The following is a 14,119-nucleotide window of genomic DNA, read 5'->3' on the forward strand; positions in this document are numbered from 1 at the left end:
TGTCATTATGGGAAAGTCACTAGTTATAGTGGAGTCACCAGCTAAAGCTAAAACCATTAATAAGTACCTCGGTAAAGACTTTATTGTTAAGTCGAGTGTGGGTCACGTACGTGATTTGCCGACAGCCGGTCAGAGTACAGGTAAAAAAGCAGCAGCGGTGTCTACCAAAGGCTTAAGTGCTGAAGAAAAAGCACGCATTAAAAAAGAAAAAGACCGTAAGGCACTCATTAAAAAGATGGGTATCAACCCATACGACGATTGGGCGGCAAATTATCAAGTACTACCTGGCAAAGAAAAGGTAGTGGCCGAGCTACAAAAGCTTGCAAAAGACGCTGACCACGTTTATCTCGCAACCGATTTGGACCGCGAAGGAGAAGCTATCGCATGGCACCTTCGTGAGATCATCGGTGGCGATGAAGAGCGATACAAGCGTGTGGTCTTTAACGAAATTACTAAAAATGCTATCCAGCAAGCGTTCCAGGATCCTGGCGAGCTGAATATGGATGGTGTTAACGCTCAACAAGCTCGTCGTTTCCTCGACCGAGTAGTGGGCTTTATGGTGTCTCCTCTGCTATGGAAAAAAGTAGCGAGAGGCTTGTCAGCAGGTCGAGTACAGTCTGTGGCAGTGAAACTATTGGTTGAACGTGAGCGTGAAATCAATGCGTTTATTCCTGAAGAGTTCTGGGATATTCATGCCGACACCAAAACAACAGATAAAACAGACTTCCGTTTACTTGTTGCTCAAAAGCAAGGTAAAGCTTTTAAGCCTGCCAACGAAACCGAGGCGCAAGCCGCTGTCGCGACGTTAGATAAAGCAGTTTACGAAGTCTGTAAACGCGAAGATCGTCCGACGCAAAGCAAGCCTTCGGCACCGTACATCACGTCGACACTCCAGCAAGCGGCAAGTACACGCTTAGGTTATGGTGTTAAAAAGACCATGATGCTTGCTCAACGACTCTATGAAGCGGGTTACATCACCTACATGCGTACTGACTCAACAAACTTGAGTGCGGAAGCGGTAGACGCTGTACGCGGCTTTATCGATAGTGAGTTTGGCGGCGAATACCTACCGGCGAAACCAAACTTTTACGGTAGTAAAGAAGGTGCGCAAGAAGCGCACGAAGCGATTCGTCCATCTGACGTGAATGTAAAAGTTGACGACTTAAATGGCGTGGAAGCGGACGCTCATAAGCTGTATGCGTTGATTTGGAATCAGTTTGTTGCGTGTCAAATGACACCAGCAAAATACGATTCAACGACAATCAGCGTTAAGGCAGATGATTACACGCTTAAAGCGAAAGGCCGTATTCTTAAGTTTGATGGTTGGACTCGTGTTCAACGTCCAATGGGCAAGAATGAAGACGCGATTCTTCCTGCAGTACAACTAGGCGATAAGCTTGACCTTGTTGCACTGGATCCAAAACAGCACTTTACTAAGCCGCCAGCGCGCTTCACGGAAGCTGCTTTGGTTAAAGAGCTAGAGAAGCGCGGTATTGGTCGTCCTTCTACTTATGCTTCTATCATCTCTACGATCCAAGACCGTGGCTATGTGAAAGTGGAGCAGCGCCGTTTCTACGCCGAGAAAATGGGTGAGATTGTTACCGACCGTTTGGATGACAGCTTTACCGATTTGATGAACTACGACTTCACCGCTCGTATGGAGCAGAGGCTCGACCAAATCGCTGAAGGTGAGACCAATTGGAAGCAGGTTCTAAATGAGTTCTTCGAAGAGTTCACAACCGACCTTGGCAAAGCTGAATTGGATGAAGACCACGGTGGTATGAAGCCAAACCATATTGTTGAGACTGATATTGAGTGTCCAACATGTGGTCGCCCTATGGGTATTCGCACGGCATCTACTGGTGTATTCCTTGGTTGTTCTGGTTACGCACTGCCGCCAAAAGAGCGCTGTAAAACAACGATCAACCTTGGCGATGAAGAGGGCATCATCAATGTTCTAGAAGAAGACGTTGAGACTGCGGCACTTCGCGCTAAGAAGCGCTGTCCTATCTGTGAAACTGCGATGGACGCGTACCTTATCGATGACAAGCGTAAACTTCACGTATGTGGTAATAACCCGAACTGTGAAGGCTATGTCGTTGAGCATGGCGAATTTAAGGTTAAGGGCTATGATGGTCCGACGGTTGAGTGTGATAAATGTGGTTCTGAAATGGTCCTTAAAAATGGCCGTTTTGGTAAGTATATGGATTGCACAAACGAAAACTGTAAGAACACTCGTAAGATCCTAAAAAATGGTGAGATCGCGCCTCCGAAAGAAGATCCTGTGCACTTCCCTGAGTTGCCATGTGAAAACTCAGATGCGTACTTTGTACTGCGTGATGGTGCTTCAGGTCTGTTCATGGCGGCGAGTAACTTCCCTAAATCTCGTGAGACTCGTGCTCCATTAGTGAGTGAGCTGGCACGCTTTAAAGAGCGTTTGTCACCGAAGTTTGTCTATCTAGCAGAAGCGCCTACAGAGGACCCTGATGGTCGTCCTACGGTCGTTCGTTTTAGCCGTAAGACGAAAGAGAACTACATCCGCTCAGAGATCGAAGGTAAGCCTTCAGGATGGACTGGCCTTTATGTTGACGGTAAGTGGGAAATTACCGACAAACGCAAAAAGCCAAAGAAAGAGTCTTAAGCACTAAACTCGTAAAGCCTGACTTGTCGCTCAAGTCAGGCTTTTTTTGTACCTGTGAGACACAAAAAAATCGGGGCTGCGATACAATCGCAGCCCCGACTCAATAGATGCTGTACTTACTTGTCTTCAGACAGACCCACTAAAGCGGACTGGGTTTCCATGATGTGCGTATCTACGTCACTGATGTCGCTGATACCAAGTTGCTCACGAGCCTCATCTTCACTGATTCCCAAGTGGCAGCACAGTAGATCGATGGCCATCTGAAAGTTGTTGTTTTCTACCATGGTATTTTCCTTTTCAACATGGGCTTTGGACTATGTGGACTTTATCTTGTCGTTGTCATACTCACAATAAGACTAAAGTCTAAGACTTCACTGTCTGTCATTCGCTATCAAAATGCTCAATTGACGTACACTATGAAGCACGCTGGTCGCGTCTTAGTAATAGCTTTGCGATATCAAGATGTTATTCTCTATAAAGTAGTCAAAAGATTAATGCTTTGTTGCAATTTAAAGCTTAAACTTGAATTTCAAAACTACGACACTATGTATATATTAGATTCGAAAAATGCCACTTGGATCTCAAACTCTTTGTAGAGTGATGAACCCGAAAACAATGACAAAGGCATTTGTACAATATAGAGCTTCTTGATCTGGAGAAATGTAAATGAAGCGTATAGCACTCTTTTTAGCGACTAACCTTGCCGTGGTATTGGTGTTGAGCATTGTGCTCAATATCGTCTACGCGACAACGGGCTTGCAGCCAGGCAGCCTGTCAGGGTTACTCATAATGGCCGCCGTGTTTGGCTTCGGTGGTTCATTTATCTCTTTGATGATGTCAAAGAGCATGGCTTTGCGCTCTGTAGGCGGCATGGTTATCGAAAGCCCACGTAATGAAACTGAACATTGGTTGCTAGAAACGGTTGGGCGTCAGGCTCAGCAAGCTGGCATTGGCATGCCAACGGTCGCTATCTATGACTCACCTGACATCAATGCGTTTGCAACAGGTGCAAAACGCGATGATTCATTGGTTGCGGTTTCATCAGGGCTGTTGCACAGCATGACGAGAGACGAAGCAGAGGCGGTACTTGCTCACGAAGTCAGCCACATCGCGAATGGTGACATGGTCACTATGACGCTAATGCAAGGTGTAGTGAACACCTTCGTTATCTTCCTGTCGCGCTTTATTGCCAACATCGTTGCTTCAAACAATTCTAACGAAGAGGGAGAAGGTGGCACTAGCATGATGGTTTACTTCGGTGTATCTATGGTACTAGAGCTGGTATTTGGCTTCCTAGCGAGCTTTATCACTATGTGGTACAGCCGACACAGAGAATTCCATGCAGACGCGGGTGCAGCGCAACTTGTTGGTAAACATAAGATGATTGCAGCGCTTGAGCGTTTGAAGATGAGCCAAGAGTCGCAACTGGAAGGCTCAATGATGGCATTTGGTATTAATGGTAAGCGCTCCATGACTGAGCTTCTTATGAGCCACCCGCCACTAGAAAAGCGTATTGACGCGTTGCGTAGCCAACAGTACTGATACGACGTTAATTAAACCGAACCCATTAAAAAGCTTGGAAAATTTTCCAAGCTTTTTTTTGATCTTTTCAAAACAGCCCGCCGTAATAGTTATACAAAAATCGGAAATGCAAAAACTTGTATAACTTTTAAGGTGTACTAACTTGTACATTGAGAACAAATGTATAACTAACAAAGGGTTGTTATGAATATCGAAGCCGTCAGTGAGGTTTATGAAAAACTGAGCAAAGACAACCTGTATTTGCTCGAAGACCTCTATCACAAGGATGTGGTATTTGAAGATTCAGCGCATCGTTTCGAAGGCTGGGATCAACTGTCCGCATATTTTGATTCTCTCTACACTAACGTTATTCAATGTGACTTCTCCATTCAGCATCACCAACAGGTAGACGACACTGGCTTTCTGACCTGGACTATGAAACTCAAGCACCCGAAGTTAAACGGGGGGCAACCTGTTGAGGTCAACGGTGTCAGTCATATCCGTTTTAAAGGTGATCGCGTTATTTATCACCGCGACTACTTTGACCTAGGAGAGATGCTGTACGAGAACATTCCACTTCTTGGTGCGGTGATAAAAAACATCAAGCAAAGGCTAGGGAAGTGATTCTATGACACACCAAGCAGTGTTTATCACGGGTGCATCATCCGGCATTGGGCGGCAGTTGACTGAAGACTTTGCTGCCCAAGGTCACCACGTCTACGCATGCGGTCGTTCACAAACCAAGTTAGAGGAGGTCAAAGCAGGGCGAGAGAACGTATCGACGCTTAGCTTTGATGTCACAGACTCAGTTCAGGTCAAACAAGCTGTGAGCTCACTCGCAGTGCCGCCAACACTGTGGATTATCAACGCAGGAGACTGCGAATATATTGATGATGGCGTTTTGGATGCACAGCTTGTCGCTCGTGTGATGAATGTAAACGTGATAGGCAGCGTGAACGTTTTGGAAGCGATTCAAGAGCGACTCGACGAGCAGCACCATGTCGTCGTTGTGAGTTCGATAGCGGGTGAACTAGCACTCCCTAGAGCAGAGGCCTATGGTGCTTCTAAAGCGGCAATCACTTATATCACCCGCACACTTGAGTTAGATTGGAAATCAAAGGGAGTCATGCTGAGTTGCGTATTCCCGGGCTTTGTGAAAACACCGCTCACCGACAAAAACGATTTTGATATGCCGATGATAGTGACGCCCGAAGAGGCGTCATCGGCAATACGAAAAGGCATCGAAAAGCGCCAAAAAACCATCTATTTCCCCAAACGGTTTACCTCAATACTTAGGGTAATTGCAGCATTACCTTACAGTTGGCAAACAAGGTTGGTAGGTAAACTTCTTTAAGACGGTCAAGGATAATAACAATGAAAATAGCAATAGTAGGAACTGGAATTTCAGGGTTAACGTGTGGTTACTATCTACATAAAGACCATGACATTACCCTGTACGAAGCCAATGATTACATCGGTGGACATACGGCCACTGTTGATGTGGAGGTCGATGGCAAAGGCTATGCGGTAGACACAGGTTTCATTGTGTACAACGACAGAACCTACCCTAATTTCATTAAGATGATGAATGAGATTGGAGTGAGAGGCGTGCCGACCCAAATGAGCTTCAGCGTTAAAAATGCCTCGAATAGATTGGAGTACAACGGGCACACCATACCTACTTTGTTTGCTCAGAAGAGAAACTTACTCAGTCCAACCTTTTATCGGTTTATCTTCGAGATACTACGTTTTAATAAGCTCGCCAAAGCCTCCGCAGACAATACAAACTTGAGTGAGCAAACTCTCGGAGAGTTTTTAACGACCAACGAGTTCTCAGATTATTTCACCCAAAACTATATCCTACCAATGGGCGCTGCAATTTGGTCATCGACGCTGGCCGACATGCGCTCGTTTCCGCTTCGTTTCTTCTTGCGATTTTTCTTAAACCACGGACTACTTGACGTCGTAGACCGCCCTCAGTGGTATGTCATAGAAGGTGGCTCAAGAGCTTATATCGACCCGCTCACCAAAGGATTCGCGGGTCGAATCCGTTTGAACTCTCCGGTGAGTAAAGTGGAACGTGATTCGTTGGGAGTGAAAGTGACATCTAATGGCGTTACGGAACAGTTCGATAGAGTTATCTTCGCTTGTCATAGCGACCAAGCGCTCAATATGCTTGAAGAGCACTCAGACGACGAGAGAGAGATTTTAGGGGCGATGGAATATCAGCAAAACGAAGTCGTCTTGCATCGCGATATTAGCTTGTTACCAAAACGCAAAGCAGCGTGGGCATCGTGGAATTACGCCTTGGATGGCGGCGATGATGAGCAGCAGCGATTACCGACACTCACTTACAACATGAACATTCTTCAGCATATTGAGTCAGAGTCTACCTTCTGTGTATCGCTGAACTCGGCAGCCAAGATCGAGCCTTCAAAAATCCTCAGGACTTTTAACTACAGCCATCCGGTATTCACAACCGAGAGCATTGCCGCCCAGGAGCGTCGCAAGGAGCTGTGGGGATGTCGAAATACATGGTTCTGTGGTGCCTATTGGTACAACGGATTCCATGAAGACGGCGTAAGAAGCGCGCTGGACGTTGTACGTGGTATTCAAGAAGAGGCCTCGCATCAAAATGAACAAGGCGCGCTGTCAAGAGGAGCTGCCTAATGGAGCTTGTTAGTCGCCTAATGATTGGAGAGGTTGGACACCGGCGCTTTGTGCCGACCAAACACAGCCTCTCTTATCCGCTGTTTATGCCTGCTATCGATCTTGATGAATTGGATATGCTGAGCAAAAACGTGTGGGGTTTCGGTATGCGCTGGTGGCATTGGGCTAGGTTCAAGCGTGAGGACTACCTCGGGGAAGGCGACTTAAAAACAGCGGTACAAGAGAAAGTGCATCAACTCACAGGGGATAAAATTAACGGCAAAGTTATCGCTGTGTGCCACCTTCGCTACCTCGGGTTGTATTTTAGTCCGGTTAATTTCTACTATTTATATGACGAGCTTGGGCAGTGGCGCTATTTATTAGCTGAGGTGAGTAACACACCGTGGAATGAGAGGCACTATTACGCAGTTAATGCCGAGCAAGGGCTGAATAGCGAGAACTGGCAGCATGAGAAAGCCTTTCATGTTTCTCCCTTTAACCCGATAGAACAAACATATCGATGGAGGCTCAAGCCTCTGAAAGATAGGCTTTTTGTTCATTTAGCTTGTCATAAAGACAATAAGGTGTTTGACGCAACTTTGCAGATGAAGGCACATCCGTTTAATTCGTCTTCGCTGATGAAGCAACTGGTCAAAACGCCGATTCTTACCGTAAAAATAGTGGTAGGCATTTATTGGCACGCTTTTAAGCTTTGGCGCAAAGGAGTACCAATATACGACCACCCAGGTAATAGAAATAAAGAATTTTCGCAGCAATCGAATTCTAAGAATTAGGGAGAATTCCAATGTTACAAACGACGTCACTAGACGTACCGAAAACGTTAACCGGCATCCAAAAAACAGCCAAGGGTGTGGCTTTTGGTTGTTTACAAAAACTAGAAATCGGTACGCTTACTATCATTGAAAGCTTCTCCACCAGTGGCGACAGCTGTCGAAAAGTTGAAGAACGCTTCGGAGCCCCTCGGTCAAATGAACCTGCTGCGGTTATCGAAGTCAAACACCCTGATTTCTACCGACGTTTACTCCAAGGCGGGAGTATTGCGGCTGGTGAAGCGTACATGGACGACTGGTGGGACAGCCCTGATCTCTCAGCCCTGATGGAGCTGATGGCCCTTAACCTCGCAGCGCTTGATTCCATTGAAGACAAATCGAGCATGCTCACCAAAATAATGTACAAACTTGGCCACTGGGTAAATAGAAATACCGTTACTAAGTCTAAAGAGAACATCGAGGCACACTACGATTTAGGCAATAGTCTTTACGAAACATTCTTGGATGAGAGAATGTTATATTCGTCAGGTATCTACCGCGCAGACACTGATACGTTAGAGCAAGCGCAGCTCAATAAAATGGAGCGTCTGTGCCAGCAGCTAAAACTCAAGTCGAGCGATCAAGTGATCGAAATCGGAACTGGCTGGGGCGGCATGGCGATTTACATGGCGAAGCATTACGGCTGTCACGTGACGACAACGACAATATCGGAAGAACAATACGCGTACGCTCAGCAACAAGTTGAGAAAGAGGGGCTCGGAGATAAGATTACCTTACTCAAACAAGACTACCGCTTGCTTGAGGGGCAATACGACAAACTTGTTTCGATTGAAATGATCGAAGCCGTTGGTAAGCAATTCCTCGTGTCGTATCTTAAAAAATGCCAATCGCTGCTAAAACCCAAGGGGTTGATGGCGATACAAGCCATAACCATCGCAGACCAGCGCTACGACTATTACTCCGATAATGTGGATTTTATCCAAAAATACATCTTCCCTGGCGGCTTTTTACCATCGATAACGGCGCTCACTGCTAACAGTACAAAGCACACTGACCTTATTGTTCGAGATCTATTTGATATCGGGCAAGACTATGCCAAAACGCTTGTCGATTGGAGGCATCGTTTTGAGAACGCTCTCACTCGAGTCCGTGAGCTCGGCTATGACGAGCGCTTTATTAGAATGTGGCGCTATTACTTCTGCTACTGCGAGGGCGGGTTTAGAGCCAAGAGCATTAGTACCGTTCACATCACGTTTCAGCGCGGCCAATAACTGCAGCCATGGAGTAGAGTGGTCATGACTCGTGGATGGAAGTTGTTGATAGTGAGTACCTGGTTCGAGTTGATGTGGGCGCTGTCCGTTTTTGGTCAAGAGCGATTTCAATGGCTCGCACTTGTGCTCGCTGTGATTACCGTATCTACCACCTTCAACAAGCTCAATCTGTCTTTACCTATCTGGGGTGCCATTGTCGGGCTTGGTTTAGTTGTTGATAGTGCCAATGCACTCACGGGCGTTTTGGTATTTGATGCGGCGCTACTTCCTATTTGGCTTGTGGCACTTTGGCTCATTTTCGCTTGGTATGCGTACTTTCTTGCCAGCTTTCTGACTTCTTATCCGATTTCTATCGTAGTAATGATAGGTGGTGTGGCAGGAGCGCTCAGCTACTTTGCAGGGTTTAAGCTCGGCGCTGTGGATACACACCTTTCTATTTTTACAATGATGGCGCTACTGTTTCTGCAATGGGTTGCCATCGTGTTTGTTGTTCTACGATTGAGCACATACTCAGAGCGGAAGGTGAGTCATGAAAGCTAAAGGATTAATTGGATTATGTTTAGCGTTGGCTGTAGGTAGTGCCTCTGCAACCAGCGATAGACCCGTGAGTTATGAAGGCTGGGGGCAGTGGAAGGTAGTTGGCGAGGCTCAGCTCTCTTGGCTATTTTTTGATATATATCGCTCCCAGCTGCTCGCTCCGCAAGGCACGTATGCATTGAGTAGCGACGTGTCACCTCATCCAGTCGCTTTGCGCATTGAATACCAGCGTGACATTAGCCGAGAGCAACTACTTGAAGCCACGCTCGACCAATGGGAGAAAATGGGCATCGACAAGGAAACTCGCAGTCGATGGATAGCCAAACTGTATGACATTTTTCCGAGCGTCGCAGACGGCCATCAGCTTATTTATGTGACTGACGGTTCATCGGGCAGTTTCTACTATCTAAACAGTGACAAACCTATGCAGAAAGTTGGGCGTATTGAAGATGAGTCGCTTAATGATGGGTTTCTGTCAATTTGGTTGGGCAATAACACTCAATACCCCAAGCTGAGAGCACAGCTTATAGGTATGAACCGATAATAAGGAACAATAATGAAACGTGTGCAGTGGTTGGCTACATGCTTGATACTCCCTCTCGTCCTATTGCTAAGCGCTTGCAGTGCTGATTTAAAGGATTACCAAGGGTCTACACCCGAGTTTAATTTGTTCGAGTACTTTGAAGGGGAAACTAAGGCTTGGGGCATGGTACAAGACTACACCGACAAACAAACTCGGCGCTTTGAGGTAGTCATTGTTGGGACTGTGCAAGGCGACCAGATTACGCTAGTGGAAGACTTTGTGTTTGAGGACGGAGAACTCGATCAGCGTATTTGGACGATAGACAGGTTAGCCGATGGAACATACAAAGGCCGAGCTGACGATATCATTGGAGAGGCCAAAGGAGAGGTCGTAGGCAATGCGCTTCGTTGGCAGTACGACTTTGAATTGGAAGTTGACAGCTCAACTTACACCGTAGCGTTTGATGATTGGATGTACCGTCAAGACGACAAGCATCTTTTTAACCTAACCAGCATTCGCAAGTTTGGTATGGAAGTCGGAACGATTACTCTTTTCTTCCAAAAGCAGTAGCTAGTCCAAAGTGGGTCGTATGTAACAGATACAAAAGCGGCGGCGATATTACTATCGCCGCCGCTTTACTTTGTACTCAATCTAGCTTATCTCCAAGGAGAGCTATCGAGATTTACAGCTTGTCAGTTAGCTCAATCGCTTGACCGATATAGTTCGCTGGTGTCATCTCTTTTAGACGTGCTTTTTCGGCTTCAGGAAGCTCTAGACCGTCGATGAAGTTACGCATTGCTTCGCCGTCAACACGCTTACCACGAGTCAACTCTTTTAGCTTCTCGTATGGCTTCTCGATACCGTAACGACGCATGACTGTTTGTACAGGCTCTGCGAGTACTTCCCAGTTTTGATCAAGTTCAGCTAGAAGCGCTTCACGGTTCACTTCTAGTTTGCTGATACCCTTAAGTGTTGAAGTGTAAGCAATGATAGCGTAGCCACAGCCAACACCTAGGTTACGAAGAACCGTTGAATCTGTCAGGTCACGCTGCCAGCGAGAGATAGGTAGTTTTTGTGCTAGGTGACCAAATACAGCATTGGCTAGACCTAGGTTACCTTCTGAGTTTTCAAAGTCGATTGGGTTAACTTTGTGCGGCATCGTTGAAGAACCGATTTCACCAGCGATAGTTTTTTGCTTGAAGTGACCTAGAGCGATGTAGCCCCAAACGTCACGGTCGAAGTCGATTAGAATCGTGTTGAAACGTGCAATCGCGTCGAATAGCTCGGCGATGTAGTCGTGAGGTTCGATCTGAGTTGTGTATGGGTTCCAAGTTACGCCAAGAGACTCAGTGATGAACTCTTCGCTGAACTTGTGCCAGTCTAGCTCTGGGTAAGCAGATAGGTGAGCGTTGTAGTTACCAACCGCACCATTAATTTTGCCTAGGATCTCTACAGCTTCGATTTGCTTGTATTGACGCTCCATACGGTAAGCAACGTTTGCCATCTCTTTACCCATAGTAGAAGGAGATGCAGGCTGACCGTGTGTACGAGAAAGCAGAGGAATATCACGGTACTCTTCAGCAAGCTTGCTGATAGCATCGATGATGTTGCGAATTTCAGGAAGAACAACGGTGTCACGAGCTTCTTTAAGCATTAGGGCGTGAGATGTGTTGTTGATGTCTTCAGAAGTACATGCGAAGTGAATGAACTCGTTTACCGCGTGAAGCTCAGGTACGCCAGCTACTTTCTCTTTTAGGAAGTACTCAACCGCTTTAACATCGTGGTTAGTCGTACGCTCAATCTCTTTAATGCGTGCTGCGTCTTCTTCACTGAAGTTAGCTGCTAGCTCATCAAGAAACTGGTTAGCTTCTGCACTGAATGCTGGAACTTCTTTGATTGCATCCGTTGCTGCTAGTTTTTGCAACCAACGAATTTCAACGATAGAGCGGTACTTTAGTAGGCCAAACTCACTAAAGATGCTGCGAAGTGCAGTTGTCTTACTACCGTAACGGCCGTCTACTGGTGAAACAGCAGTCAATGCTGACAGTTCCATGATGTTCTCCTGAATTGAGTTTCTAAATTTCGTGAGCTTTATACCAATAACTGCGCCGTTTGTCACGAAGATTGCGCAAACGTTTGCGTTAATTTTATTTTGGTACAAAAAGTAAACTCGCACACCGTGCGAGTTTGTATGTGTTTGTCGTTGATGCCTCTAATAGAGCATCTTAAAGCACGCACCAAGCCCCGAATAGTCGCCACCCCACTGGCCGTGCGCCTGCGCAGGCAGGGGCTTACTTAAAGCGTGTACCAGCTCTAAATTGATACTAATTTCTCGGTAGAAGCTCGGTAACAAAGTACTTCCGAGTTACATTCGAGCTAAAAGAATCTGAGCCTGCTCGACCATCTTCTTACGACCGAACACCAAGTGTCTGCGTTTGCCGCCAACTTGACGCCAAAGCACCGCACTACGAATACCGGATAGAAGCAACGCACGCACTTTTTGCTGTGTGGATGTTTGCTGCAACACAGCGGGTGTGCCTGTTACTTGGATTCGAGGACCAATAGGGCTGATAACATCTAGATAGACACTTGCAAGGTTGCTAATCATTTGTTCATCGAGGAGCTCATAGTGCTCTAGCTGACGGTCAACCATTTGCAGGCGATCGCCAAGTTGCGCCATTGCGTCGTTTCGACTGTTTAGCTTACGCTCTAATGCCATAAGGCTAATGATGTAGCGCGTGATCTCGCTCCCTGTTGGGGTGCTATCGATCCCATTCACCAAACACTCAAGTCCGACTTTTAAGTCAGACTCGATACCGAACACGTCAAGCGTACTTGACGGGTTCATGTTGGTGATTGCTTTGATAGAGGTTTCAAACGCGTCTGAATCACAGTAACCGTCTTTAGCAACTCGTTGTACAAGGGCAACGGCTTGGCAAATCCCTGCAAACGCTATCGTACGGTCATAAAGTGTATTAGCCACGTAGTTCTCCTAAAAAATAATCTGCGAATTGTTTTTAGATGCGCTCTTCAATAATACCGCCACCAAGACATACGTTGTCACTGTAGAATACAGCAGACTGGCCTGGGGTGACTGCCACTTGTGGCTCATCAAAGATCACTTTAATGTTGTCATCGTCGATAGGAATAATAGTACAAGGGATATCCTGTTGACGATAGCGAGTTTTTACTGTGCATTGCAGTGGCGCAGTGATCGGTTGACGATCTACCCAGTGCAATTGTGCTGCGCGAAGGCCGTTTGACTTAAGCAGTGGGTGGTCTGCACCTTGAACGGCAATCAGCACATTACGCTTAAGATCTTTTTCAGCCACGTACCATGGGTCTTCGTTACCGCCGCCACCTTTTTGGCCACCAATGTGTAGACCTTTACGTTGACCTAACGTGTGATACATAAGACCTTGGTGTTCGCCAATTTCTTTACCTTCTGGTGTTTCAATTTTACCTGGTTGAGCCGGTAAATAGCGAGACAAGAAGTCTGTAAATTTGCGCTCACCGATGAAACAGATACCAGTCGAGTCTTTTTTCTTCGCTGTGATAAGTCCTTGCTCTTCAGCAATGCGACGAACCTCAGGTTTTTCAAGCTCGCCAACAGGGAACAAGCTTCTTGCGATTTGCTCGTGGCTCAAAGTGTATAGGAAATAGCTTTGGTCTTTATTGCTATCTAGACCACGAAGCATTTGTGGCTTTTCACCATTCTCTGGGAAGGTTCGGCTCACGTAGTGACCCATCGCAATATAATCCGCGTCTAGCACTTCGTCTGCAAATTCTAAGAAGGCTTTAAACTTGATTTCTTTGTTACAAAGAATGTCTGGGTTAGGGGTACGACCCGCTTTGTATTCTGCTAAGAAATATTCAAACACGTTGTCCCAATATTCAGCGGCAAAATTGATCGTATGCAGGTGGATACCAAGCTTGTCACACACCGCTTGTGCGTCAGCGAGATCCTCTGCTGCTGTGCAGTACTCTTCGTTATCATCTTCTTCCCAGTTCTTCATGAACAGGCCTTCAACTTGGTAGCCTTGCTGTTTCAGAAGATAGGCAGAAACAGAGGAGTCTACACCGCCGGACATACCGACAATCACTTTCTTTTGGCTGTTATCAGACATGTATAAATACCACCTAATTTAATTGGACGCAGATTCTAGCAGAAACGAAACCAGCAATA

At 46.3% G+C, this 14,119-nt stretch carries 14 protein-coding genes; 10 read left to right on the plus strand and 4 right to left on the minus strand.

From position 1 onward, the window contains the following. Positions 1 to 7: 7 nt before the first annotated feature. Complete coding sequence (gene topA, locus LY387_RS05165) at positions 8 to 2,641, plus strand: type I DNA topoisomerase (protein ID WP_234495541.1); 2,634 nt, start codon at positions 8 to 10, stop codon at positions 2,639 to 2,641. Between the two features lie 116 nt (positions 2,642 to 2,757). Here the strand turns inward: topA and LY387_RS05170 are convergent, their stop codons facing one another. Further along, positions 2,758 to 2,925, minus strand: a complete 168-nt coding sequence (locus LY387_RS05170; RefSeq protein WP_128648446.1) for a hypothetical protein — start codon at positions 2,923 to 2,925, stop codon at positions 2,758 to 2,760. Positions 2,926 to 3,307: 382 nt separating this feature from the next. Here LY387_RS05170 and htpX point away from each other — a divergent pair, with 382 nt between their 5' ends. The 9 genes from htpX to LY387_RS05215 all read left to right on the plus strand — a co-directional run bounded on the left by htpX (position 3,308) and on the right by LY387_RS05215 (position 10,503). Next, complete coding sequence (gene htpX, locus LY387_RS05175) at positions 3,308 to 4,183, plus strand: protease HtpX (RefSeq protein WP_234495542.1); 876 nt, start codon at positions 3,308 to 3,310, stop codon at positions 4,181 to 4,183. Between the two features lie 183 nt (positions 4,184 to 4,366). Beyond that, positions 4,367 to 4,786, plus strand: a complete 420-nt coding sequence (locus tag LY387_RS05180; protein WP_234495543.1) for a nuclear transport factor 2 family protein — start codon at positions 4,367 to 4,369, stop codon at positions 4,784 to 4,786. A 4-nt stretch (positions 4,787 to 4,790) separates the two neighbouring features. Continuing rightward, positions 4,791 to 5,516 (plus strand): SDR family NAD(P)-dependent oxidoreductase, encoded by a 726-nt coding sequence (locus tag LY387_RS05185; RefSeq protein ID WP_234495544.1) that lies wholly within the window; start codon positions 4,791 to 4,793, stop codon positions 5,514 to 5,516. Between the two features lie 20 nt (positions 5,517 to 5,536). Beyond that, entirely contained in the window at positions 5,537 to 6,832 is a 1,296-nt protein-coding gene (locus tag LY387_RS05190; protein ID WP_234495545.1) for an NAD(P)/FAD-dependent oxidoreductase, read from the plus strand. Beyond that, the gene (locus LY387_RS05195; protein ID WP_234495546.1) at positions 6,832 to 7,605 is read left to right on the plus strand and encodes a DUF1365 domain-containing protein; all 774 of its coding nucleotides are present in this window, start codon (positions 6,832 to 6,834) and stop codon (positions 7,603 to 7,605) included. Before LY387_RS05190 ends, LY387_RS05195 begins: the two co-directional genes overlap by 1 nt. A gap of 11 nt (positions 7,606 to 7,616) precedes the next feature. After that, complete coding sequence (locus tag LY387_RS05200) at positions 7,617 to 8,873, plus strand: SAM-dependent methyltransferase (RefSeq protein WP_234495547.1); 1,257 nt, start codon at positions 7,617 to 7,619, stop codon at positions 8,871 to 8,873. 24 nt (positions 8,874 to 8,897) lie between these two features. Beyond that, a complete protein-coding gene (locus tag LY387_RS05205) occupies positions 8,898 to 9,413 on the plus strand; it encodes a DUF2878 domain-containing protein (RefSeq protein WP_234495548.1) in 516 nt (171 codons plus the stop codon). Further along, positions 9,403 to 9,954, plus strand: a complete 552-nt coding sequence (locus LY387_RS05210) for a chalcone isomerase family protein (protein WP_234495549.1) — start codon at positions 9,403 to 9,405, stop codon at positions 9,952 to 9,954. The genes LY387_RS05205 and LY387_RS05210 overlap by 11 nt, the downstream gene beginning before the upstream one ends. A gap of 12 nt (positions 9,955 to 9,966) precedes the next feature. Then, complete coding sequence (locus LY387_RS05215) at positions 9,967 to 10,503, plus strand: DUF3833 domain-containing protein (protein WP_234495550.1); 537 nt, start codon at positions 9,967 to 9,969, stop codon at positions 10,501 to 10,503. A 112-nt stretch (positions 10,504 to 10,615) separates the two neighbouring features. Here LY387_RS05215 and purB read toward each other — a convergent pair whose 3' ends face one another. From purB to mnmA, 3 genes are all read right to left on the minus strand, one after another. Further along, entirely contained in the window at positions 10,616 to 11,986 is a 1,371-nt protein-coding gene (purB, locus tag LY387_RS05220; RefSeq protein ID WP_234495551.1) for an adenylosuccinate lyase, read from the minus strand. A 312-nt stretch (positions 11,987 to 12,298) separates the two neighbouring features. Then, positions 12,299 to 12,916, minus strand: a complete 618-nt coding sequence (hflD, locus tag LY387_RS05225) for a high frequency lysogenization protein HflD (protein ID WP_042476845.1) — start codon at positions 12,914 to 12,916, stop codon at positions 12,299 to 12,301. A 34-nt stretch (positions 12,917 to 12,950) separates the two neighbouring features. Then, positions 12,951 to 14,060, minus strand: coding sequence for a tRNA 2-thiouridine(34) synthase MnmA (mnmA, locus tag LY387_RS05230; protein WP_042476848.1), 1,110 nt, complete (start codon positions 14,058 to 14,060; stop codon positions 12,951 to 12,953). Between the last annotated feature and the right edge of the window lie 59 nt (positions 14,061 to 14,119).

This window comes from Vibrio maritimus, from assembly GCF_021441885.1.
In the GTDB taxonomy this organism is placed as follows: domain Bacteria; phylum Pseudomonadota; class Gammaproteobacteria; order Enterobacterales; family Vibrionaceae; genus Vibrio; species Vibrio maritimus_B.

Coding starts and splice junctions, on each gene's coding strand:
- LY387_RS05190 (WP_234495545.1), top strand. CDS start 5,537: ATGAAAATAGCAATAGTAGGAACTGGAATTTCAGGGTTAACGTGTGGT.
- LY387_RS05185 (WP_234495544.1), top strand. CDS start 4,791: ATGACACACCAAGCAGTGTTTATCACGGGTGCATCATCCGGCATTGGG.
- LY387_RS05195 (WP_234495546.1), top strand. CDS start 6,832: ATGGAGCTTGTTAGTCGCCTAATGATTGGAGAGGTTGGACACCGGCGC.
- LY387_RS05215 (WP_234495550.1), top strand. CDS start 9,967: ATGAAACGTGTGCAGTGGTTGGCTACATGCTTGATACTCCCTCTCGTC.
- topA (WP_234495541.1), top strand. CDS start 8: ATGGGAAAGTCACTAGTTATAGTGGAGTCACCAGCTAAAGCTAAAACC.
- mnmA (WP_042476848.1), bottom strand. CDS start 14,060: ATGTCTGATAACAGCCAAAAGAAAGTGATTGTCGGTATGTCCGGCGGT.
- htpX (WP_234495542.1), top strand. CDS start 3,308: ATGAAGCGTATAGCACTCTTTTTAGCGACTAACCTTGCCGTGGTATTG.
- LY387_RS05170 (WP_128648446.1), bottom strand. CDS start 2,925: ATGGTAGAAAACAACAACTTTCAGATGGCCATCGATCTACTGTGCTGC.
- purB (WP_234495551.1), bottom strand. CDS start 11,986: ATGGAACTGTCAGCATTGACTGCTGTTTCACCAGTAGACGGCCGTTAC.
- LY387_RS05180 (WP_234495543.1), top strand. CDS start 4,367: ATGAATATCGAAGCCGTCAGTGAGGTTTATGAAAAACTGAGCAAAGAC.
- LY387_RS05200 (WP_234495547.1), top strand. CDS start 7,617: ATGTTACAAACGACGTCACTAGACGTACCGAAAACGTTAACCGGCATC.
- LY387_RS05205 (WP_234495548.1), top strand. CDS start 8,898: ATGACTCGTGGATGGAAGTTGTTGATAGTGAGTACCTGGTTCGAGTTG.
- LY387_RS05210 (WP_234495549.1), top strand. CDS start 9,403: ATGAAAGCTAAAGGATTAATTGGATTATGTTTAGCGTTGGCTGTAGGT.